Source organism: Nocardia coubleae NBRC 108252 (assembly GCF_001612805.1).
Lineage (GTDB): Bacteria > Actinomycetota > Actinomycetes > Mycobacteriales > Mycobacteriaceae > Nocardia > Nocardia coubleae.
The window spans coordinates 17,466-38,299 of sequence record NZ_BDBD01000030.1; the positions used below are offsets into that span (position 1 = coordinate 17,466).

24 protein-coding genes are annotated in these 20,834 nt (G+C 68.6%); 11 read left to right on the forward strand and 13 right to left on the reverse strand.

From position 1 onward, the window contains the following. Positions 1-3: 3 nt before the first annotated feature. From NCO8_RS29640 to NCO8_RS29650, 3 genes are all read right to left on the reverse strand, one after another. The gene (locus NCO8_RS29640; protein ID WP_067498346.1) at positions 4-870 is read right to left on the reverse strand and encodes an MlaE family ABC transporter permease; all 867 of its coding nucleotides are present in this window, start codon (positions 868-870) and stop codon (positions 4-6) included. Then, entirely contained in the window at positions 870-1,715 is an 846-nt protein-coding gene (locus NCO8_RS29645) for an MlaE family ABC transporter permease (protein WP_067498343.1), read from the reverse strand. Before NCO8_RS29645 ends, NCO8_RS29640 begins: the two co-directional genes overlap by 1 nt. Before the next feature lie 198 nt (positions 1,716-1,913). Beyond that, positions 1,914-3,008: a calcium:cation antiporter gene (locus NCO8_RS29650; protein WP_376739964.1), complete on the reverse strand. Its 1,095-nt coding sequence runs from the start codon at positions 3,006-3,008 to the stop codon at positions 1,914-1,916. Positions 3,009-3,111: 103 nt separating this feature from the next. On the opposite strand from NCO8_RS29650, the gene NCO8_RS29655 reads away from it, so the two are divergent. From NCO8_RS29655 to NCO8_RS29675, 5 genes are all read left to right on the forward strand, one after another. Further along, positions 3,112-3,768 carry a phosphate signaling complex PhoU family protein gene (locus NCO8_RS29655; RefSeq protein ID WP_067644928.1) on the forward strand — a complete coding sequence of 219 codons (657 nt, stop codon included), beginning with the start codon at positions 3,112-3,114 and terminating at the stop codon, positions 3,766-3,768. 149 nt (positions 3,769-3,917) lie between these two features. After that, on the forward strand, positions 3,918-4,703 hold the full coding sequence (locus tag NCO8_RS29660) for an HNH endonuclease family protein (protein ID WP_067644931.1): 786 nt from the start codon (positions 3,918-3,920) through the stop codon (positions 4,701-4,703). Between the two features lie 35 nt (positions 4,704-4,738). After that, positions 4,739-4,963, forward strand: coding sequence for a hypothetical protein (locus NCO8_RS29665; RefSeq protein WP_084457587.1), 225 nt, complete (start codon positions 4,739-4,741; stop codon positions 4,961-4,963). Between the two features lie 25 nt (positions 4,964-4,988). After that, positions 4,989-5,675, forward strand: a complete 687-nt coding sequence (locus NCO8_RS29670) for a phosphatase PAP2 family protein (protein ID WP_067644936.1) — start codon at positions 4,989-4,991, stop codon at positions 5,673-5,675. A 36-nt stretch (positions 5,676-5,711) separates the two neighbouring features. Then, complete coding sequence (locus tag NCO8_RS29675) at positions 5,712-6,452, forward strand: ABC transporter permease (RefSeq protein ID WP_067644939.1); 741 nt, start codon at positions 5,712-5,714, stop codon at positions 6,450-6,452. A gap of 8 nt (positions 6,453-6,460) precedes the next feature. Here the strand turns inward: NCO8_RS29675 and NCO8_RS29680 are convergent, their stop codons facing one another. Further along, positions 6,461-6,886: a hypothetical protein gene (locus NCO8_RS29680; protein ID WP_067644942.1), complete on the reverse strand. Its 426-nt coding sequence runs from the start codon at positions 6,884-6,886 to the stop codon at positions 6,461-6,463. Between the two features lie 132 nt (positions 6,887-7,018). Between NCO8_RS29680 and NCO8_RS29685 the strand changes: the two genes are divergently transcribed. After that, positions 7,019-7,810, forward strand: a complete 792-nt coding sequence (locus NCO8_RS29685) for a helix-turn-helix domain-containing protein (protein WP_067644984.1) — start codon at positions 7,019-7,021, stop codon at positions 7,808-7,810. Positions 7,811-7,831: 21 nt separating this feature from the next. Here NCO8_RS29685 and NCO8_RS29690 read toward each other — a convergent pair whose 3' ends face one another. The 4 genes from NCO8_RS29690 to NCO8_RS29705 form a co-directional block, all read right to left on the reverse strand. Next, positions 7,832-9,040 (reverse strand): FAD-dependent monooxygenase, encoded by a 1,209-nt coding sequence (locus NCO8_RS29690; RefSeq protein WP_067644945.1) that lies wholly within the window; start codon positions 9,038-9,040, stop codon positions 7,832-7,834. 155 nt (positions 9,041-9,195) lie between these two features. Then, positions 9,196-9,819, reverse strand: a complete 624-nt coding sequence (locus NCO8_RS29695) for a PadR family transcriptional regulator (protein ID WP_067644948.1) — start codon at positions 9,817-9,819, stop codon at positions 9,196-9,198. Between the two features lie 59 nt (positions 9,820-9,878). Further along, positions 9,879-11,918 carry an MDR family MFS transporter gene (locus NCO8_RS29700; RefSeq protein ID WP_245655550.1) on the reverse strand — a complete coding sequence of 680 codons (2,040 nt, stop codon included), beginning with the start codon at positions 11,916-11,918 and terminating at the stop codon, positions 9,879-9,881. 67 nt (positions 11,919-11,985) lie between these two features. Then, positions 11,986-12,618, reverse strand: a complete 633-nt coding sequence (locus NCO8_RS29705) for a TetR/AcrR family transcriptional regulator (protein ID WP_067644953.1) — start codon at positions 12,616-12,618, stop codon at positions 11,986-11,988. 119 nt (positions 12,619-12,737) lie between these two features. Here NCO8_RS29705 and NCO8_RS29710 point away from each other — a divergent pair, with 119 nt between their 5' ends. Continuing rightward, positions 12,738-13,652, forward strand: coding sequence for a sigma-70 family RNA polymerase sigma factor (locus NCO8_RS29710; protein ID WP_245655551.1), 915 nt, complete (start codon positions 12,738-12,740; stop codon positions 13,650-13,652). Between the two features lie 39 nt (positions 13,653-13,691). Next, the gene (locus tag NCO8_RS29715) at positions 13,692-14,567 is read left to right on the forward strand and encodes an oxidoreductase (RefSeq protein ID WP_067644960.1); all 876 of its coding nucleotides are present in this window, start codon (positions 13,692-13,694) and stop codon (positions 14,565-14,567) included. On the opposite strand, the gene NCO8_RS29720 is transcribed toward NCO8_RS29715, so the two are convergent. Next, complete coding sequence (locus NCO8_RS29720) at positions 14,555-15,493, reverse strand: NADP-dependent oxidoreductase (protein WP_067644963.1); 939 nt, start codon at positions 15,491-15,493, stop codon at positions 14,555-14,557. The two genes, NCO8_RS29715 and NCO8_RS29720, sit on opposite strands and share 13 nt — an antisense overlap. An 88-nt stretch (positions 15,494-15,581) precedes the next feature. On the opposite strand from NCO8_RS29720, the gene NCO8_RS29725 reads away from it, so the two are divergent. The 3 genes from NCO8_RS29725 (at position 15,582) to NCO8_RS29735 (ending at position 17,426) form a co-directional block, all read left to right on the forward strand. Further along, positions 15,582-16,556 carry a GlxA family transcriptional regulator gene (locus NCO8_RS29725; protein ID WP_210740939.1) on the forward strand — a complete coding sequence of 325 codons (975 nt, stop codon included), beginning with the start codon at positions 15,582-15,584 and terminating at the stop codon, positions 16,554-16,556. Between the two features lie 73 nt (positions 16,557-16,629). Continuing rightward, positions 16,630-17,058, forward strand: coding sequence for a transcriptional regulator (locus NCO8_RS29730; RefSeq protein WP_067644966.1), 429 nt, complete (start codon positions 16,630-16,632; stop codon positions 17,056-17,058). Further along, positions 17,055-17,426, forward strand: a complete 372-nt coding sequence (locus tag NCO8_RS29735) for a DUF3817 domain-containing protein (protein ID WP_084457589.1) — start codon at positions 17,055-17,057, stop codon at positions 17,424-17,426. Before NCO8_RS29730 ends, NCO8_RS29735 begins: the two co-directional genes overlap by 4 nt. Before the next feature lie 168 nt (positions 17,427-17,594). Here NCO8_RS29735 and rdgB read toward each other — a convergent pair whose 3' ends face one another. The 4 genes from rdgB to NCO8_RS29755 all read right to left on the reverse strand — a co-directional run bounded on the left by rdgB (position 17,595) and on the right by NCO8_RS29755 (position 20,575). Beyond that, positions 17,595-18,200, reverse strand: coding sequence for an RdgB/HAM1 family non-canonical purine NTP pyrophosphatase (gene rdgB / locus NCO8_RS29740; protein ID WP_067644969.1), 606 nt, complete (start codon positions 18,198-18,200; stop codon positions 17,595-17,597). A gap of 2 nt (positions 18,201-18,202) precedes the next feature. Continuing rightward, complete coding sequence (gene rph / locus NCO8_RS29745) at positions 18,203-18,967, reverse strand: ribonuclease PH (protein WP_067644972.1); 765 nt, start codon at positions 18,965-18,967, stop codon at positions 18,203-18,205. Between the two features lie 69 nt (positions 18,968-19,036). Then, entirely contained in the window at positions 19,037-19,801 is a 765-nt protein-coding gene (locus NCO8_RS29750) for a cyclic nucleotide-degrading phosphodiesterase (protein WP_067644975.1), read from the reverse strand. A 69-nt stretch (positions 19,802-19,870) separates the two neighbouring features. Next, positions 19,871-20,575 (reverse strand): rhomboid family intramembrane serine protease, encoded by a 705-nt coding sequence (locus NCO8_RS29755; RefSeq protein ID WP_084457590.1) that lies wholly within the window; start codon positions 20,573-20,575, stop codon positions 19,871-19,873. Positions 20,576-20,834 lie beyond the last annotated feature (259 nt).

The window sequence follows — 20,834 nt, forward strand, 5'->3', positions numbered from 1 at the left end:
AGCTCACCCCGTAAAACTGATCGCCGAGTTGAAGCCCCACAGCATGATCGACAGCACCATGTCGATGGCGACGATGGCCACCGAGCTGGCCCGCACCGCGCGACCCGAGGCGATGCCGACACCCTCGGGTCCGCCGGTGGCGAAGAACCCGAAGTAGCTGTGCACCAGGATCACGACCGTGCCGAACACGGCGACCTTGATGACCGCGGCGATCATGTCGAAGCCGGAGATGAACTGGAAGAAGTAGTGGTCGTACACGCCCGCCGACTGTCCGTAGACCATGGTGAGCAGGCCGCGGCAGGCGCCGTAGGACAGGATCAGCGCGATCAGGAAGGTCGGCACGATCGCGATGGCGCCGGCGATCACGCGGGTGGTGACCACGAACGGCACCGAGCGCAGGCCGAGCGCCTCGATCGCGTCGATCTCCTCGGAGATGCGCATCGAGCCGATCTCGGCGGTGATCCGGCAGCCCGCCTGGGCGGCGAATCCGATGGCGGCCGCGATGGGGGCCAGCTCACGGGTGGTGGCGTAGGCGGAGATGACGCCGGTGACCGGGCCCATGCCGAGCATGTCCAGCGAAGCGAAGGACTCGACGCCGACCGAGGCGCCCATCACCAGCCCGAGCACGATCATCATCGGCACGGTGCCGCCGCCGACGATGATCGAGCCGCGGCCCCAGGTCATATCGGTGACCGCGCGCAGCGTCTCGTCGCGGTAGCGGCGCAGCGTGAGCGGCACCGAGGACAGCACCTGCCAGACGAACACGGCGACGAACCCGAGCGATTCGCCCGCGCCGACGATCCGTCTGCCCAGGCGTGCGGGGGTGCGCAGCCAGTGCAGCGAGGTGGGGAGATAGGAGGAGGCAGCCATCACGCCAACTTCGTCGGCAGGAACATGGCGCTGATCTGGGTGGCCAGCAGGTTCACGATCGCGATCGAGACCACCGAGAGCACCACCGCCGCGTTCACCGCGTCGGCCACACCGCGCGGGCCGCCCTTGGCCTCGAGGCCGCGCTGGCATGAGATGACGACCACGAGGAACCCGAAGATCAGGGCCTTGAGCAGCGACACCCACACATCGCCCGCGGTCGCGAAGGAACCGAAGGTGGACCAGTAGCTACCGGGCGTCACGCCCTGACCGCCGACCGCCACCGCGTACCCGGCGAGCACGCCGACGAAGATGATGAGCACATTGAGCATCGGGGCGACGATCAGCATCGCCATCATGCGCGGGATCACCAGCCGGTGCACCGGGCTGATGCCCATGGTGTTGAGCGCGTCGATCTCCTCGCGGATGGTCCTGGCGCCGAGGTCGGCCGCGATGGCCGCCGCGCCCGCGCCGCCGAGCAGGAAGCCGGTGGCGATGGGGGCGCCCTGCTTGATGACGCCGAGGCCGCCGGTGGCGCCGAGCATGGAGTCGGCGCCGAGGCTGTGGATGAGGTTGCCCACCTGCACCGAGACGATCACGCCGAACGGGATCGCCATGAGCACGGCCGGGATGGCGGTGACGGTGATGAGGCGCCAGGCCTGCACGAGGGTCTCGCGCCATTGGAACTGGCGGCGGGCCACGTCGGCGACGGTGCCGGTGACCGACTCCTGCGCGAGGTCGACCGCACGCCCGAAGGTCCGCAGCGACGACACCACCGTGGCGGTGAAGTTCTCGCGGACGATCTGGGTAGCGGAATCCGTCTTCGCGGAATGCAGATCGGTCGACATCAGAAATGCCTCCGGCCCGCTTGCGAAGCGCGGGGCAGGGTGAAATTCATACCGCACTCTCTGGCTTCGGCGTCGGTGCCAACTCCAGCAAGCTAACCGGTACTCTGCGTCACAACAAAATTTAGGGTGGGTGACCCTCGTCGCTTTTCCACTGTTTCGATGACAGGATCACGCGGGTTGTGATCCGCGACACCGCACCTACGGGCTTGCGGCGAGGAACACGAAAGCCGCGAACAACGCCAGGTGCACACCGCCCTGCAGCAAGGTGGCCCGACCTGGCACAACGGTCAGCGTGCCGACCACGAAGGTCAGCGCGAGCAGCACCATCTGGGTGGCGCCGAGCCCGAGGACCAGCGGTCCGCTCAGCCAGATCGTGGCGATCGCGATCACCGGAATCGTGAGCCCGATGCTGGCCATCGCCGACCCCAGCGCCAGGTTCAGACCGATCTGCACTTGGTTGCGGCGCGCGGAGTTGACCGCGGCCAGCGTCTCGGGCAGCAACACGAGCATCGCGATCACCACACCGACCGCGGCCTGGGGCAGGCCCGCCGAGGCGATGCCCGACTCCAGCGCGGGCGAGACCACCTTCGCCAGGCCGACGACACAGACCAGAGCGAGCACGAGCATGCCCAGGCTGATCAGGGCGATCCGGTTCGACGGCAGCTCCGCGTGCATCCCCTCGTCCTCGTCGATCGCGCCGCTGGCCTCCACCGGGAGGAAATCGTCAGGGTGACGCACGGTCTGCACCATCACGAACAGCCCGTAGAGCGCCAGCGAGGCGACCGCGGCGAAGGCGAGCTGCGCGGGTGAGAACTCCGGGCCGGGCTTGCTCGTGGTGAAGGTCGGCAGCACCAGACTCAGCGTGGCCAAGGTGGCCACGGTCGCCAGAGCCGCACCGGTGCCCTCCGGATTGAACACCGCGATCCGGCGCCGCAGCGCGCCGACCAGCAGCACGAGACCGAAGATGCCGTTGCAGGTGATCATCACCGCCGCGAAGACCGTGTCGCGTGCCAGCGACGCCGCCTTGTCACCACCGGAGATCATCATGGTGACGATCAGGGCCACCTCGATCACGGTGACCGCCACCGCGAGGATCAGCGCACCGTACGGTTCGCCGACCCGATGGGCCACCACTTCGGCGTGATAAACCGCCGAGAGCACCGCCCCGACCAGCACGGCACTGACCACCGCCACCACCACGCCCGGTATGTCGCGCCCCCACGTGACGGCGAGGACGAGCGCGGCGAGAATCGGTACGAAGAGGGTCCATCTGGTCGTGAATGCGGCGATCATGATCTCCATCGTTCCAGGTGCGTGGCACCAGCGACCGGATGCGCGGCCGCGAACATGCGCCGATGGATTCACAGTCGCGCTGCGATGGGGAACAATTCAGCGCGTGCGGACCCAGTTCACCCTCGAGCTCTTGGCGCTGTCCAACGAGCTCACCCACATGTCGCGGCTGGCCCATGACGCGACCGAGCGGATCACCGAGGCGCTGGCGGGCGCCGACTTGGCGGCCACCTACGAGGTTTTCGCGCTCGACGAGCGGCTACAGCAGATGTTCGCCGCCTGCGAGTCACGCACCATGGCACTACTCGCCCTGCAGGCGCCCGTCGCCCGCGACCTGCGCCACGTGGTCACCGCCATCCAGGTGGCCGGTGAACTCTCGCGCATCGGGCGGCGCACGGAAGCCGCGGGACAGTACGTGTATCGCGCTCACCCCGACGCCGTCGCACCGGCGCCGGTGATCCAGGCACTGGTGGCGATGGGCGGCCTCGCGGCTGAATGTGTTGCCCGGGTGAGTGATTCGGTCGCCACCGGCCGATTCGTCGAGGACGACGGTTCGGACGCGGCCGCCATGGACGACCTGTTCAAACAGCTGAACTCCGTACTCACCGCAACCGAAGCCGGTATCGATACCGCGGCCGCCATCGATCTGGCCCTGCTGGGCAGCCAGTTCCAGCGTTGCGTGGATCATGCCGCCCGGATCGCCCGGCTGATCCGCTTCCTGGACACCGGAATTCCCACCGAATCCGGTTCGCTACCCGACTGAGCGGGTACGTGATAGGCGAACGCTATTGAGCTGCAATCCGTTTGCCCTGGCCTGTGCCGAATGTCATAGGCGACAATGACCGACGGACCGGTATCCGCCCCGTAGGTTGTGCCGGTTCGCAGTTCGACGAAGGCACAGGTGGTACGGGCATGAAGTGGTCCTCGATCAGCGGCTCACCGGTCGGGCGCGCAGTGCTCGCACTGGCCGCCGCGATGGTTGTCGCGCTGGTGGTGACAGTCGCGAATTCGCTGCTGGACAAGGTGAATCCCACCGCGCCCGGCCCCGGCTCCGCGGGCGCGGCCACGGTGTCGGGCAAGGAGATCGGCGATCTGGTCGCCACCCTCGTCGTCGCCAAGGAGGGCCCGATGACGGGCTACACCCGCGAGAAGTTCCCGCACTGGGACACCAACAAGCCCGAACACGGCTTCACCGGCGACCTCGCCACGTACACCATATGCACCAGCCGCGACGTGATGATGCTGCGCGACGCCACCGGCAAGGTCACCCTCGACCCCAAAACCTGTGAACTGACAGTGCCTTCGGGGGCCGGCTGGCAGGACCGCTACGGCTTCATCGACAAGAAGACCGGGCAGCTCGGCCCCTACAAGTTCATCACCGACCCGTCGAAGGTCGACGCCGAACACATCGTCGCCCTCGCCGAAGCCTGGCGTTCCGGTGCCGCCGACCGCGACGAGGACACCCGCCGCCGCATCGCCAACGACGCGATGAACCTGGTCGCCGCCGACCCGTCGGCCAACCGGTCCAAGGGCGACCAGGACCCCGCGAACTACCTGCCGCCCGGCAACTTCCGGTGTGCCTATATCGAGCACTACGTGAAGGTCAAGATAAAGTACGCACTGACCGTTGATACCGCCGAGCACACCGCGTTGCGCACCGCAGTCGACGACTGCCTCCGCCGAGGAGAGTTCAAATAAGCGAGCCCATCGAGATCACCGCCGAATGCGCCGTCATGACCGAAGAGGAAGGGACGGTGTCGGGCGAGCTCGACGTCATGCTCGACGACGCGGGTAAAGGCCTGGTCCGCTACCGCGGCACCGACACCTGGTACACCATCGGCAATATCGAGGCCGAACCGCCGCGCACCTGGGAGTGCGTCGCCGACCTCGTGAAAGCGATCAAGAAGGTGGCGGGCACCCGCGACGTGGCCGGGAACGCGGTGGTCTTCGAGGCCTGAGCGTCCGGCTGGCAATCTGGTAGTCATGCCCATCGACTACCACTCCCCCCGGGTCGCCTGGTCCGGGCTCGGCCACCGGATACCGCTCGCGGCCGCGCTCATCGCCACCGCCCTCGCCCTGTTCGGACTGCTCACCTGGGTGGTCGTCGGCAATATGGACGGCACACCGTGGGATGTGCGGGTGCTCGACTGGATGATCGCGCATCGCGGCGAACCGCTGACCACGGTGGCGCGGGTGATCACCGACCTCGGCGGCACCGTGGCGATGACGATTCTGGCCCTCGTCACGGTGATCTGGTTGCTCGCCCGCCGCGATCTGCCGGTGGCCGCGCTGGTCGGTGTCACCTCGCTCGGCGCGGGCGCGTTGGTGTGGGGCATCAAGCGGATCGTCGACCGGCATCGTCCGCCGATGGAGTCGCGGCTGGTCACCGAGCTGAGTCTGTCGTATCCGTCGGGACATTCACTCGGGTCGGCGGCGGTGGTCGGGGTGGTGGCGATCGCGCTCGTCCCCCGCATTCGCCGGGTCTGGGTGCGCCGCACCGCGATCGGTGCGGCGGTGGTCTTCCCGATCGCGGTCGGGCTGTCGCGGGTGTATCTCGGGGTGCACTGGATCACCGATGTGCTGGCGGGCTGGATCGTCGGTCTGCTCTGGCTGACACTGAGCGTCACCCTGTTCATCCGCCTGCACGCGCGCGGCACGACCCGCCCCTAGCCGGCGCGTGCCGCCCATCTGGCAAGGAGTTCGCTGATGACGGTGGAACCGAACGTCGCGTTGATCGTGCTGTGCGTGGCCATGGTGGTCGCGGCGGCACTGGTGTACCGGATCACCGGAATCGGTTCGCCGTTCGTGGTGCCGAAGGCCGCGTTCCGCGCGGTGCTGCAATTGGGCCTGATCGCGTTGATCCTCGCGGCGGCGCTTCAACATCTGTGGTCGGCCGCGCTCGTGCTGCTGGTCATGTTCGGCGCGGCCGTGTTCACCGCCGTCCGGCGGGCGCAGGCGGGCCGCTCCGGGATCTGGCTCGGGTTGGCCGTCGCGACCGGGATCGCGGCGGTGATGCCGGCGACCCTGCTCAGCGGCGCGGTGCCGATCCACGGCGTCACGCTGGTGTCGATCGGCGGCATCCTGCTGGGCGGCACCATGACCTCCACCTCGCTGGCGGCCCGGCGCGGGCTCGATGCCATCGGCCAACGCTGGGGTGAGGTGGAGGCGGCCCTGAGTCTGGGATTCACCGATCGTCCGGCCCGCAAGATGGTGCTCACGGGCGCGGCGACCGACGCGCTCATCCCCGGTGTCGACCAGGCCCGCACGGTCGGGTTGGTCACCCTGCCCGGCGCGTTCATCGGTGTGCTGCTCACCAGTGGGTCCGCCGCGCAGGCCGGTGCGGTGCAGGTGCTCGTGCTGATCGGGTTGATGCTGTCGGAGGCGTGCGCGGTGGCGGTGACGCTCGAATTGGTCGCGCGCGCCTTAGTGCGCCGCCCGCGCCCCTGATCCGGCGTTCATCGTGATCCCTCGATGAACTGGTGGTCGGTCACGATGCGGCCGTCGGCGTCGAGGGCGAGCAGATCGAAGCCGCCGCCCTGGGCGGTGCCGTCGTCGCGGCGGTTCATCGTCCACGCGACGCCGACGGTGCCCGCGGGCAGTTCCACGGCGGGCCCGGACGCGGCGAAGACGGATTCGCCATCGGCCAGGAACATGGCGTAGGCGCGGGTGACCCGGCGGTCGAGTGCGTCGTAGCCGTGCACCGCGAGCGGCGGGGCCGGTATCGCGAGATCGGCTGCGGCCGTTCGCGCCTCGGCGGGCGGGTCCACCAGGTACTGCGCGCCGTCGACCGTGAAGAGGTCCTCGATCATCTTGCGGCGGGTGGTGGGATCGGCTTCGTTCCAGAGTGCCACGTAGCGGGTGGCGATGTCGTTTTTGCTCATGGCGACAACTCTGTCGAGCCGGGCAGCGCGGCGCGATTCCCTGCGGGGAATGAACGACGGGCGCACATCGGGGCCGCAGTTCATTCCCTCCTGGGAATGGCGCAGGGTACTCGTGCGCGGTTGACTCGCACCATGACGATCGCGCAGACCAGCACCGCCTTCGGACCGCAACTGCGGCACTGGCGCACCCTGCGCCGGGTCAGCCAGCTCGACCTGGCGATTCGCGCCGAGACGAGTCAGCGCTACCTGAGCTTCCTCGAACAGGGCAGGTCCCAGCCGGGTCGCACGATGGTGGTGCGGCTGGCCGAATCACTCGAACTGACCCTGCGTGATCGCAACAACCTGCTCCTGGCCGCCGGTTTCGCCCCGGTGTTTCCCGAAAGCGATCTGGCCGCCCCGGAGTTGGCGCCGGTACGGGAGGCGCTCACCGCCGTTCTCGACGGGCACCTGCCGTATCCGGCGCTGGTCGCCCGTCCGCGCGGCGAGCTGGTCACGGCCAATGCCGCGTTCGACCTGTTCACCGAGGGTGTGGCCGACCATTTGCTACGCGCGCCGATGAACGTGCTCCGGCTGGCGCTGCATCCCGACGGGGTCGCGCCGCGAGTGCGCAACCTGCCCGAATGGGGCAGGCACATCATCGACTCACTGCGCACCCGGGCCGCCCATACCCCCGACCCCGCCGTCGACGCGCTCATCGAGGAGCTGTCGGGGTACTTGCCGACCGTCGCCGTGGGGCCCGATCATGTCGGCTTCGCCGTCCCCCTGCAGCTGCGCACCGAAGACGGCGATCTCCGCCTGATCACCACGCTCACCTCGTTCGCGACCGCCACCGATGTCACCCTCGCCGAGCTCCATCTCGAAGCCTTCCTGCCCGCAGACGAGGACTCCGCCCGTATCCTGCGTCTGCGAGCATCACGGCGATGAAGCCACCGCGCCGCGCACGGATCAGGAAGCGGCCGAGGCGATTTCGCGCTGCACCGGCTCGTCCCAACCGATGCGGTAGCGACGTTCGGCGCCCATCGTCTTCTCCGGGTTCATCACCGTCCGCACCATGAGCGGCATGACCGCGTTCATCACCTTGCGGGCGACCGGACCCGGTGTCTTGCTGCGATTGACCTTCGCGGCCCGCGCCGTGATGCCTTCCACCCGCGTCCGCCGCAACCGTTCGTAGGCGGCGAAAGCGGCTGTGGGCGAGTCGATATCGCGGAGACAGCGGGCCAGTTGCACGGCACTCTCGATGGCCAGCGACGCGCCCTGGCCGGAACTGTTCGACGGCGCGTGCACCGAATCGCCAACCAGGACCAGCCGATCGCGATACCAGTGCGGCACCGGCGGCATGATGTGCAGCGCACCGGTGATCTCGAGGGTGTCGGCCGTTGTGCGGCGGGCGAATTCACCGCCCGGTGTGTCGGGGGCGTACGTGTCGCGCAGGATCCGCAGCCAGTACTCGGGTGATTTCGCCCTCGCCTCGGTGAACGAAAGGTACTGCTTACTCGGCAGATTCGCGCCCCAGGCGATCTGGCCGTCGGCCCCTTTCCAGTACAGGTAGTAGGCCTTGGCGCCGAAGGCGAACACCATGGTGTCATCGGGAACGTCGATGTCGAAGTCGACCTGCGCCCCGAATCCGAGCATGCCGGTGTAGTGCGGGCCGGGTGCGGACGGATCGATCAATCCCCGGACGGTGGAGCGGATTCCGTCGGCGCCGACGAGGATATCGGCGGTCGCGCTCGACCCGTCGGCGAAGTGCGCGGTGACGCCGTCGTCGTGTTCGTCGACATCGATCAGGCGCTTGTCGTAGGTGAACGGCACCCCGGCGGCGACGGCATGGTCGTGCAGTGTGCGGTGCAGCTCGCCACGGTCGACCAGCTGCAACGGTGGTTGATCCGACAGCGTCGGAAGCTCGTGCATGCGGCCACCGACCCGCAGGCGCATCCCGGACACGGGTGAGGCGATGCGGCGTACCGGGTCACCGGCGCCGAGGATGTCGAGGGCGGCGATGCCGTTGGGTGCCAGCGCCAGCCCGGAGCCGATGCCCTCGGACGGGCCGGAATAGGCCTCGTAGACGTGGGCATCGATGCCCGCTTTGCGCAGGGCGGTCGCGGCGACGGGTCGGGCGATGCCACCGCCGATGATCAGGGCGGAATGAATGGACATGGGTGATCTCCAGATCGGGATTTCCGACGTCACCCAGCTATCCTGTGGTTGCCAGCCTCAAGGCCGGGTGCGCCTGGTTTCGGGACGGTTCTCCGGGCTCGGTGGGGTGTTGCCGCACGCCACCGGGCTCGGGGTCTTCACATGCTGGGTTAGTCCTAGCTCCTCTCCGCCGGGGCTCTTTCGGCAGGCATGCCGTCGGCATGCCACTGCCGCCACTGGTCGAGCGCGTCGAACGTGCCTGCCACCAGCTCCTCGCGCAGCGCGCGCGCCCAGCGTGCCTCGGCTTCCAGCATCGCCAGGCCGTATTCGGTCTCCACGAGGAACAGGCGTGGCAGGGTGAGCGCGCCGAGGTCGCTCTTGATGCGGGCGATGGTTTCTTCGAGCCTGGCGACGCGGGTGCCGAGCAGCTCGATCACCTCATCGGGCGGCAGGATCGCCAGGATCGATAGGCCTGCGGTGAACCGGTGGTGTTCGGGTTCTGGTTCCGCGAGGAGTTCGCGTGTCCAATCGGCCATTTCGGCGCGGCCGGCGTCGGTGATCCGGTAGATCACCCGCTCGGGCCGCGCCCCCTCCTTCTCGCTGCCGACGACTTCCAGGAAACCGGCCTTGGCCATGTTCTGCACAACCGTGTACAGCGAACCCCACTTGATGTCCATGTCACGGTCTTTGCCTTGCGCGCGCAGGGTCGCGGCGATCTCGTAGCGGTGCATCGGGCGCTGCACGATGACCGAGAGCACGGCCAGGGCCAGCAGATTGTTCACCTTGCGCTTCGTCGCCACGGCCGCCTCCTTACTCGTCTACGAATATACGTCTACGAGTAATCGATGACAAGGCGTGGTCAACCGGTATAGACCTTGGCCCCCCGATCGCCGTCGGCGCCTTCGTCGAGGAGTTTCGTGGCGATCTTCGACAGTGCCTCGTCGAGCAGGGCCCGATCGGTGGGGTCCTCGCAGTTCCAGTCGTCGAGGCGGTCACCCAGCCAGCGCCGCCACCCGGCTCGCAAGGTGTCGACCTCGGTGCGACCCGTGTCGGTGAGGGCGAGCGTGCCCGCCTCGGCGTGCAGCAGTCCCGCGTCGGCCGCCTGCCGGAAGACCGGGGCGAGCACCTCGACCGGGAGCCGGTGCCGGTAGGCGATGCCGTACACGGTGGCGGGCATGTCCTGTTTGCCGTACAGGTACACCTGGCCCAACGCCCACGCGGTGTCCGGACTCAACCGGCTGCCCGAAGCGGCGATGAGTTCGGGAATGATCGGACCCTTCGCCCGCGCCTTGCGGACGGTCGCCGCGACCGAGCGTTCCAGCTGCACCACCCGGTCGTGCGAGTCCGGCACCGAGAACCCCTCCCCCACATCGCCCGCGCCGTGGCGCGCGCTGTCGCGCAGCCGCACCTGCGGCAGGAACCAGGCGACGACGAAACCGAGCAGCGCCACGGGAACCACCCAGGCGAAGACATGGTCGATCGAGCGGGCGTAGGCGTCGATCACCGGTGCGGCCTGTTCGACGGGCAGCTCGCGCAGCAGCTTCGGATTCGCCACCACCTCCGCCGGAACGTCGGGCGCCTCGCGCATCGCCTCGGCCAGCGCGGTCTTGCTCTCGTTGTTGTAGAGCGTCCCGAAGACCGCAGTGCCGAACGCGCTGCCGAGGGTGCGGAAGAAGGTGACACCGGAGGTCGCCGTGCCGAGGTCGGCGTAGGGCACGGTGTTCTGCACGACGATGGTGAGCACCTGCATGCCCAGCCCGAGGCCCGCGCCGAGAATCAGCATGTACAGCGATTCCAGCCACACGCTGGTGTGCCGGTCCATCGTCGACATCAAGCCGAGGCCCACGGCGAGCACGGCCATGCCGACGATCGGGAAATACCGGTACCGGCCGGTCTTGCCGACCACCTGGCCGGAGAAGATCGAGGTGATGAACAGGCCGACGACCAGCGGCAAGGTACGCACACCCGACACCGTCGCCGACACACCGTCGACGTATTGCAGGTAGGCGGGCAGGTAGGTCATCGAGCCGAGCATGGCGAAACCGACGATGAAACTGAGCACCGAGGACACCGTGAACACCCGGCTGCGGAACAACCGCATCGGCAGCATCGGCTCCTTCGCCCGGTTCTCCACCCGCACGAACGCGGCGAGCAGCACGACGGCGAGCACGAACAGCCCGATGATCTGCCAGGAACCCCACGGATACTCGTTGCCACCGAATTCCAGGCCAAGGATCAGCGCCGACACACCGACGGCGACCAGGCCGATGCCGAGGTAGTCGATCACCGGCCGGGTACGGGCGGCGAGTTTGGGCAGCGTCCGCGCCGCCATCACCAGCATCACGACGACCACCGGGACGTTCACATAGAAACACCAGCGCCAGCTCGCGTGGTCGGTGAACAGCCCGCCGAGCGTGGGACCGAGAACCGTGGTGATGCCGAAGACCGCCCCGAGCGCACCCTGGTATTTGCCGCGCTCGCGCAGCGGAATGGTGTCGGCGATCAGGGCCATCGACGTGACCATCAGCCCGCCCGCACCGACGCCCTGGATTCCGCGCGCGAGGATCAGCATCGGCATGCCGCCTGCCATGCCAGCCAGCGCGGAACCGGCGATGAAGATGATGCCGCTGATCTGGAACAGCAGTTTGCGGCCGAACAGGTCACCGAGTTTGCCCGCGAGCACGGTCGCGACGGCCTCGGCGAGCAGGTACGAGGTGACCACCCAGGCCATGTGCCCCGCGCTGCCGAGATCGGCGACGATCGAGGGCAGCGCGGCCGACACGATGGTCTGGTCGAGCGCGGCCATCAGCATGCCGAGCACCACCGTGGCGAATACGAGATTGATCTTGGTCTTGCTCATCGGCGCGACGGGCTCGTCTACAGCAACACCATCCGGCATGGCCCCAGTATGGGCGTTGCCGCGCCCGGCGAGAGCCCAGTGACACGGCAGCAATCGGACCGATATCTCAGCGCACGGCGTAGCCGGCCAGCCCCGGTTCGAGCGCGTCGAAGGCGACCTCGGCATAATCGGTGAGGGCAGCGGCGATCTCGTCGCCCGACTCGCCCGCGAGGGTGCGACGCAGGATCTCCTCGAACAACACGCGATGCACGCCTGCCAGTTGTGCGGCGGCTACTCGAGGGGTGATGTCGTCGGGCGCGGCGGCGGTCTCCTCGGCGAGTGCGCGGGCCAGCGCCGCCTCCCGCTCGTCGTGGAACTCCCGTAACCGGGCGGTGAGGGCTTGGCTGTCGGTGATCATCTTGGCGAACGGCGCGCCGCTGAAACCGATCACGGGGTCCTGGGCGGCCACGGCGGCGAGGTAGGCACCGCGCAGGGCGGCCAGTGCGGACTGGCCGGGGGCGCGCTCGCGCACGATCGCGGCGAGCTGTTCGACGTAGGCCGCGCCGAGGTCTAGGGCCAGGTCTTCCTTGCGGGGAAAGTAGTTGGTGACGGTCATCTTCGCCACATCGGCGGCCGCGGCGATCTCGGCGATCGTCACCTTGTCGAACCCGCGTTCGAGGAACAACTCGGTGGCGCGGTGCGAGATCTGCTCCCTGGTCTGCTGCTTCTTCCTGGCCCGTAACCCCTGCTGCGTAGTCATGTCCTCAGCGTAACTGAACTCGTCCCAAAATTGTTCTTGACATATTTTTATGTTCGACCTAAGTTTGTGTTCGTCGCCGCGAGCGACATTTCCTTCGCCGAACGGGAGCCTCCTTGACTGTGACCACCGATCCCATCCGCGACTACCTCACCGCCATCAGCCGCACGCCCCTGCTGACGGCCGAGCAGGAATACGCCCTGGCCGCACGAATCGCCGCGGGTGTCGAGGCCCGCACGGAACTGGATGAGAACGCCTCGGCGGGAGTCGAGCTCTCCGCGGCACGACGGAAGGAGTTGCAGCGCAGCGTGATCGATGGTCAGCGCGCGAAAGACCATATGGTTCGGGCGAATCTGCGCCTGGTGGTGTCCATCGCCCGGCGCTTCCCGACCAACACCGGGATGTCGCTGCTCGACCTGATCCAGGAGGGCACCCTCGGCTTGATGCGCGCGGTGGACAAGTTCGACCACCGCCGCGGGCTCAAGTTGTCGACCTACGCCACCTATTGGATCCGCCAGTCCATCGGTCGCGCGCTCACCGACCAGGGGCGGACCATCCGGCTGCCGTCCAATGTGGCCGATGTACTGCACAAAGTCGTGCGGGTGCGTCGCGAGCTGACCCACGAGCTCGGCCGGGCGGTCACCGCCGAGGAGATCGCGGAGCGGGCCGAACTCACCGTCGCCCAGGTAACGGCGGCGCTGCGCCACGAGGCGGAACCGGTGTCGCTGCAGACACCGCTCGGGGAGGACACCGAACTCGGCTCGGTACTGCCCGACACCGCGCCCCCACCTGCCGAGCTGGTCGCCGAGCGGATGCTCCGCGGGTACGTGGAGGCGGCCCTGGCCGGGCTCACCGAGCGTGAATCCGACGTCATCCGGCTGCGTTTCGGCCTCGATCGCGGTGAGGCCCGCACACTGGAGGAAGTGGGATCACAGCTGGGTGTCTCCCGGGAGCGTGCCCGGCAGATCGAGGCGAAGGCCATGACCAAGCTGCGCAGGCCCGCGTGTGCCCGTACGCTGGCCGGGTTGCTCGGCTGACCACTTCCGATCGATCTTACTCGAGAGTAAGGTCGGGGCATGGCATGGAAACCAGCTGACATCGCGGACCAGACCGGCCGCACCTTCGTGATCACCGGCGCCAACGGCGGCCTCGGCGCCGAGACCACGAAGGTGCTGGCCGCCAAGGGCGCCACCGTGATCATGGCCTGTCGCAACAAGGCCAAGGCCGAACCGATCGCCGCCGCCATCCCCGGCGACGTGCGGGTGGCCGCCCTCGATCTGGCCGACCTGGCCTCCGTGCGCGAATTCGCCGAGCAGCAGGGCGAATTCGATGTGCTCGTCAACAACGCGGGCCTGATGAACGTGCCGTTCTCGCGGACGGCCGACGGGTTCGAAACCCAGTTCGGGGTGAACCATCTGGGTCACTTCGCCCTCACCGGGCTACTGCTCGACCGCGTCCGCGACCGGGTGGTGACCCTGGCCAGCATCGCCCACAAGCAGACCCCCAAGCTGTGGATCGACGACCTGAACTACGAGAACCGGCGCTACCAGCGCAATCTCGCCTACGCGCAGGCGAAGCTGGCCAACCTCATGTTCGCCCGCGAACTGCAGCGCCGCCTCGGCGAGGCGGGGGCGAAGCAGAAGTCCTACGCGGTGCACCCCGGCGTCTCGGCGACCGACCTGTTCGCCCGCACCGAGACCCTGCTGGACCGGGTGAGCAAGCCGGTCATCCGCCTCATCGGCCACCCGCCCGCCAAGGCCGCCCACTCCACCCTGTTCGCCGCGACCGAACCCGACGCCGATCCCACCGTCTACTGGGGTCCGAACCGGCTCATGCAGTCGCAGGGTCCGGTCGAGGCGTGCCCGTCGAGTTCGCTGTCGCGCAATCCCGAACTGTCGCGGCGCCTCTGGGAGGAATCGGAGCGGATGACGGGCGTCGCCTACGAGTTCTGAGCGACCTCGAGCACGATCTTGCCCCGCGTGCGCTGGGTGTCGGCGATCTCGTGCGCCTTGCTCGCCGACCCCAGCGGCACCACGGTGTCCACATGCACGCGCAGGGCGCCCTCGCGGGCCAGATCCGCGATCGCGAGCATGCCGGCGCGGTCGGCCTCGACGATCATGAACTGGGCCCGCAACCCCAGCGGACGCGCGATGTCGGCGAGCGCGGCCTCGGCGGGCGATGCGAGGGAGACCACGATGCCGCCCGGCCGGAGCGTGCGCAGCGAGCGTGGCCCGTATTCGCCGCCGATGGTGTCGACCACCACGTCGATGTCGCGGGCCACTTCCTCGAAAGCCGTTGTGGTGTAGTCGATCACCTCGTCGGCGCCCAGGCCGCGGACGAACTCGTGGTTGTCGGCGCGCGCCGTGCCGACGACATGGGCACCGCGCGCTTTCGCGATCTGCACCGCCGCCTGTCCGACACCGCCCGCCGCGGCGTGGACCAGCACACGCTGTCCCGGACGCACATCGGCGGTGTCGACCAGCGCCTGCCACGCGGTGAGGGCGACCAGCGGCAGACCGCCCGCCTCGAGATGGCTCAGGTTCGTGGGCTTGTGGGCGAGATGGCGGGCCGGCGCGGTGACGTACTCGGCATACGTTGCGGCCGGGTGCGGGTGTCGTGGCATGCCGAACACCTCGTCGCCCGGGTCGAACAACGTGACGCCGAGGCCCACCGCCTCGACGACACCGGAAACATCCCAACCGAGCGGGGTGATCGCGCCCCGCAGCCCGCCAAGGGCGCGATGCCAGGAGTCGGTCGGGTTCACACCCGCCGCATGTACCCGGATCAGCACTTCCGCCGGGCCGGGTTCCGGCCGGTCGACGTCGATCACCCGCAGCACCTCGGGTCCGCCGAAGGTGTCCTGTCCGATTGCCCGCATGTCGATTCCTTCTGTGCGCGTTGCCGTTTCCGTACGGGAAAGACAATGCCGGGCATCGGGGAAGCCGACGAGTGGCAGGGAGGCCAATATGTGCAAGGATCTTGCCATGCAGCGCGTGGTGGTTCTGGCCCTGGACGGCGTGTATCCCTTCGAACTCGGGATCCCGGCCCGCATCTTCGGGACGGCGGTCGGGGCGGACGGCAGCCCGCTCTACGAAATCCGCACCTGCAGCCTCGACGGCGCGCCGGTACGCACGAACGCCGACTTCACGATCTCGGTGGAGCGGGACAGCAGTGCGCTCGACGACGCCGACATCGTCGTCATCCCGCCGTTCAACGAATGCGACGACCACGCGAGCTATCGCCTACCCGAGAAGGTGGCCGACGCGTTGCGGCGCCCGCAGACCCGGGTGGTGAGCTTCTGTACCTCGGCCTTCGTACTGGCCACGCTCGGATTGCTCGACGGCAGACCCGCGACGACCCACTGGAACCAGGCCGAACGGTTCCGCCGTGAGTTCCCCCGGGTGCGCATGGACGCCGACGTGCTGTTCGTCGACGACGGGCGCATCCTCACCGCCGCGGGCAGTGCGGCGGGCATCGACCTGTGCCTGCACCTGCTGCGCAGCGACCACGGTAGCGCCGTCGCCAACCGGGTGGCGCGGCTGTGCATCGTGCCACCGTGGCGCGAGGGCGGTCAGGCCCAGTTCATCGATCGGCCGATGCCCGAATCGGGCACCGCGAGCACCGCCGATACCCGCGCCTGGGCGCTCACCCACCTCGACCGCCCCCTGTCCCTCGCCGAACTCGCCGCCCACGCCCGGATGAGCGTGCGCACCTTCTGCCGCCGCTTCCGCGAGGAAACCGGCCTCCCGCCCGGCCAGTGGCTCACCCGCCAGCGCGTCGACCTGGCCCGTCACCTGCTCGAGGCCACCGACCTGCCCATCGACCGCGTCGCGGCCGAGTCCGGCCTCGGCACCGCCGCCTCCCTGCGCCAGCATCTCGCCACCACCATCGGCGTCTCCCCCACCACCTACCGCCACACCTTCCGCGCCGCGCAGCTGTGACGCCTGCCTCGACCGGGTTTGTGGGCCGCGACCTGCTCCTACGCAACGTGTAGTAGGCAGGTACCGTTGTGGTGTGTCCGATCGACCTTCCCGCCCGGCGTACAACCGGCCCGCGCTGATCGCGCTGGTCATCGTGGTCGCGCTCGGCTGTCTCGCACTGGCCTGGTGGCAGTGGGAACGGTTCGATTCCGCGACCGGAACCGGGCAGAACCTCGGGTACGCGCTGCAGTGGCCGCTGTTCGCGGCGTTCGCGGTGTTCGCCTACGTCAGGTTCGTGCGTCTCGAACGCGAGGCGGGCGAGCCCGCCGCGCCGCGCGCGAGCAAGGCCGAGGCGCCGCGCGAGATTCCAGCCGGAATCCTGCCGGAACGGCCCAAGGCCGCCGCCGCGGACGACCCGGAGACCGCCGCCTACAACCAGTACCTGGCGCGATTGCACGCCAGCGATATCGATGCGCAGACCCGCGCCGCCGGTCTGCACGCCCCTGAGAGGAATGCCGGGTGACCGACAACAACACCACCGCACCGTCGCTGGACAAACCGGCTACCGGCGCACCGGCGGACAACGCCAAGATCGCCTCCGCGCTGCTGCGCTACCGCGCCCTTGCCTGGTTCACCGGTCTGTGGCTGCTGCTGCTCACCGCCGAGATGATCGCCCAGTACGGCTTCGGCATGGACACCCCGCGCTGGATCGCGCTCGTGCACGGCTGGGTGTACTTCGCCTACCTGCTGGTCACCGCCGACCTCGCGGTCAAGGTCCGCTGGCCCATCGCCCGCACCGTCGGCACCCTCATCGCGGGCACCATCCCCCTGCTCTCCTTCTTCGTCGAGCACCGCAACGCCAAAGACGTCAAAGCTCAGTACAACCTCTGAGGTCCTGGGCTCTCGATCACCACGCCCTGATGGCGGCATCTCGCGAGTAGCCTCCGCCACCACGGCGTGGTGATCTCGATCGATGCCGAGCGCCCTCGACTGGACCACGCCCTGATGGCGCATCGGCGCCGGGTGGGCTCCATCACCAGAGCGTGATGATCGTGAAACTCAGGCCAGGGCTGCCAAGGCAGGCAGGAGCTGGGTGAGTGCGCGGCCTCGGTGGGACGCGGCGTCTTTTTCCGCAGGGGTGAGGTCGGCGGCGCTGCGGGGGCCGCCGTCGGGGTGGAAGAGCGGGTCGTAGCCGAAGCCGCCTTCGCCCTGTGGTTCGCGGGCGATGGTGCCGGGCCATTCGCCGCGGACCACCGTTGTGGTGCCGTCGGGCAGGACGAGGGCGCAGGTCGAGACGAAGCGGGCGGTGCGCCGTTCGTCGGGGACGTCGCCGAGCTGACCGAGCAGCAGGGCGTTGTTGTCCTCGTCGTCGCCGTGGCGGCCGGCCCAACGGGCCGACAGCACGCCGGGCATCCCGTTGAGGGCATCCACCTCGATACCGGAATCATCTGCCACACAGGGCAATCCGGTCGCAACAGCACCGTCACGCGCCTTGGCGATCGCGTTCTCCTCGAAGGTGGCGCCGATTTCGGGGGCCTCCTCGTAAGGGGGCACGTCGTCGAGGCTCACCAGTTCGATCCCGGCGACACCCGCGTCGTCGAGGATGCGGCGCAATTCCTTCAGCTTCTTGGCATTCCGGCTGGCGACCAGCACGCGCGTGCCCACGGCTACTTCTTCCCCACCGGTTCGGGCAGCTCGCCCGGGTAGGGCAGGGCGAGGGCGGCCTTCTGGATCGCGAACAGCTCCTCGCAGCCGACCAGCGCCGAATCGAGCAGCTTGTCCAGGGTGGAGCGGGGGAAGGTGGCGCCTTCGCCGGTGCCCTGGATTTCGACGAGGGTTCCGGTGTCGGTGGCGACCACGTTCATGTCGACCTCGGCGCGCGAATCCTCTTCGTACGGCAGGTCCAGGCGCACCCGGCCGTCGACGACGCCGACGCTCACCGCGGCGATCATGCACGAGATCGGTTGCGGGTCGGCCAGTTTGCCCGCGGCGGCCAGGTAGGTGACGGCGTCGCTGAGCGCGACGTAGGCGCCGGTGATGGCGGCGGTCCGGGTGCCGCCGTCGGCCTGCAGCACGTCGCAGTCCAGCGCGATGGTGTTCTCGCCGAGTGCGGCCAGGTCGATACACGCGCGCAGCGAACGCCCGATCAGCCTGCTGATCTCCTGGGTGCGCCCGCCGACCTTGCCCTTCACCGACTCACGCCCGCTGCGGGTGTGGGTGGCGGCGGGCAGCATCGCGTATTCGGCGGTGAGCCAGCCCAGGCCCGAGTCGCGCCGCCACGGCGGCACCCCCTCGGTGACGCTGGCGGTGCACATCACCCTGGTCTGCCCGAATTCCACCAGCACCGACCCGGCCGGGTGCGAGGTGAATCCTCGGGTGATCTTGACCTCGCGGAGTTCGTCATCCGCCCTACCATCGGCTCGTCTCGACACGGTAGGGATTATGCCCGTCGGCGTGCGTCCGTGTTCGCGGCCCCTCGCCGAGGTGCCGGGGCCGTGGCGCTACAGGTCGAAGGTCTCGCCCGGTGCGACCGCGTGGACCGGTCCCGCGAAGGCCGCTTTGGCCTCGGCGATGACGTCTTCGCGCGAGGTCCACGGCGGGATATGGGTGAGCAGCAGTTCCTTGGCGCCCGAGCGGGTGGCGATCTCGCCCGCCTCGGTGCCCGAAAGGTGAATGCCCGGAGGACGATTCGCGGGATCGTGGGTCCAGGACGCCTCGGCCATCAGCACGTCGGCACCCTGGGCGAGTTCGACGACGGCGTCGCACATGGCGGTGTCACCGGTGTAGACGAACACGCGGCCGCTCGCGGCGGTGATGCGCAGACCGTAGGACTCCGGCGGGTGGTACATGCGGCGCGCCTCGACCGTGTGACCCGGGCCGAACGGAACGGCGACGTTCTCGGTCCACGCCTGGGAGTCGATCACGTCGGACCAGTCGTCGGTTTCGCCACCGATCTCGGCTGAGGCGTTGCCGATGCGTAAGGCCGCGTCGGACGGACCACGGACCAGGGCCTTGCCGGTGGGCGGATTGGGGTGGTATCGACGCCACACGAGCAGGGCGGGCAGGTCGAGGCAGTGATCCGCGTGCAGGTGCGTGAGGAAGATGTCGACATCGCCGGGGTTCAGGTGCTTCTGCAGTGCGCCGAACACGCCCGGCCCGAAGTCGATGACGGTCGGACGCATATCCGGGCCGGTCAACAGGTACCCCGACGCTGGGGAGTCCGGGCCGGACACACTGCCCGAGCACCCGAGGACGGTAAGGCGCATGCCCTCATGCTGCCACGACGGGCTGGTACTCACTGCAGGATCCCCCCATTCTCCAGACCGGATCCCCGGTTACCGCGTTGGTAGTGCGCGGCCGACCGATGCTTCACGGCGGCGTCGACGTTCATCACCAGAGAGTACCCAGCCCGCCAGCACTCCACCCACCGCCCCGAAAAGATGCCCCTGCCAAGAAATTCGGGGGTCCGTGGGCAGCACGCCCCACAGCATCGACCCGTAGATCAGGAAGATCACCAGCCCCACCACGATCTGCCCGACATTGCGCGCGAACCATCCCCGGCAGATCAGATAGGTGAGCCACCCGAACACGATCGAGGACGCACCGATGTGCACGCTCCCGGTCTGTCCCGTCAGCCACGTCCCCACCCCCGCGATCACCCAGATGATCGCCGTGGCGGCGATGCCGCGCCCGATCCCCGAGAGCAACACGATGAACCCGAGCACGAGCAGCGGCAGGCTGTTGGCCAGCAGGTGGTCCCACCCACCGTGCAACAGCGGCGCCCACAGAATCCCGTCGAGCCCACTCACCGCACGCGGTTCGATCCCCGCACCGTCGAGCTCGTTCGCCGCCCCCGGCGGCCGATCGTAGGACAGCACCATGTCGACGCCCTCGATGACGAACAGCGCCACCACGAACCCGACGATCCCCACCGCGGCCGCCACCACCGACCCACCCCGACGCCCGGCCGAACCGCCACTGCGCAGCCCCCGAACACGCTCCGGATCGAACGAGGCCCCAACCCCACCGCTCACTGTCATCGCCTCCACTCGGCCGGGCCGACACCGCCCACTCCCGAGGGTACCGCCCAGAACACGTGAAAACCGGCCATCAATGCCCAACCACAACGCGCCCCCGAGCCCACCATGACCGCATTCCTAGCCACACCCGAGCCCACTACCTACCGCACGCCCAACCCGCTGGGCACCACCCGAGTCCGCCACCTACCGCACTCCCAGCCAAGGCGGCGCCACTTAAGTCCGCCATGACAGCATTCCCAGCCCCACACGACCCGACCCC

Coding starts and splice junctions, on each gene's coding strand:
- NCO8_RS29640 (WP_067498346.1), bottom strand. CDS start 870: ATGGCTGCCTCCTCCTATCTCCCCACCTCGCTGCACTGGCTGCGCACC.
- NCO8_RS29645 (WP_067498343.1), bottom strand. CDS start 1,715: ATGTCGACCGATCTGCATTCCGCGAAGACGGATTCCGCTACCCAGATC.
- NCO8_RS29650 (WP_376739964.1), bottom strand. CDS start 3,008: ATGATCGCCGCATTCACGACCAGATGGACCCTCTTCGTACCGATTCTC.
- NCO8_RS29660 (WP_067644931.1), top strand. CDS start 3,918: ATGAAGTGGTCCTCGATCAGCGGCTCACCGGTCGGGCGCGCAGTGCTC.
- NCO8_RS29665 (WP_084457587.1), top strand. CDS start 4,739: ATGACCGAAGAGGAAGGGACGGTGTCGGGCGAGCTCGACGTCATGCTC.
- NCO8_RS29670 (WP_067644936.1), top strand. CDS start 4,989: ATGCCCATCGACTACCACTCCCCCCGGGTCGCCTGGTCCGGGCTCGGC.
- NCO8_RS29675 (WP_067644939.1), top strand. CDS start 5,712: ATGACGGTGGAACCGAACGTCGCGTTGATCGTGCTGTGCGTGGCCATG.
- NCO8_RS29680 (WP_067644942.1), bottom strand. CDS start 6,886: ATGAGCAAAAACGACATCGCCACCCGCTACGTGGCACTCTGGAACGAA.
- NCO8_RS29685 (WP_067644984.1), top strand. CDS start 7,019: ATGACGATCGCGCAGACCAGCACCGCCTTCGGACCGCAACTGCGGCAC.
- NCO8_RS29690 (WP_067644945.1), bottom strand. CDS start 9,040: ATGTCCATTCATTCCGCCCTGATCATCGGCGGTGGCATCGCCCGACCC.
- NCO8_RS29700 (WP_245655550.1), bottom strand. CDS start 11,918: ATGCCGGATGGTGTTGCTGTAGACGAGCCCGTCGCGCCGATGAGCAAG.
- NCO8_RS29705 (WP_067644953.1), bottom strand. CDS start 12,618: ATGACTACGCAGCAGGGGTTACGGGCCAGGAAGAAGCAGCAGACCAGG.
- NCO8_RS29715 (WP_067644960.1), top strand. CDS start 13,692: ATGGCATGGAAACCAGCTGACATCGCGGACCAGACCGGCCGCACCTTC.
- NCO8_RS29720 (WP_067644963.1), bottom strand. CDS start 15,493: ATGCGGGCAATCGGACAGGACACCTTCGGCGGACCCGAGGTGCTGCGG.
- NCO8_RS29725 (WP_210740939.1), top strand. CDS start 15,582: ATGTGCAAGGATCTTGCCATGCAGCGCGTGGTGGTTCTGGCCCTGGAC.
- NCO8_RS29750 (WP_067644975.1), bottom strand. CDS start 19,801: ATGCGCCTTACCGTCCTCGGGTGCTCGGGCAGTGTGTCCGGCCCGGAC.
- NCO8_RS29755 (WP_084457590.1), bottom strand. CDS start 20,575: ATGACAGTGAGCGGTGGGGTTGGGGCCTCGTTCGATCCGGAGCGTGTT.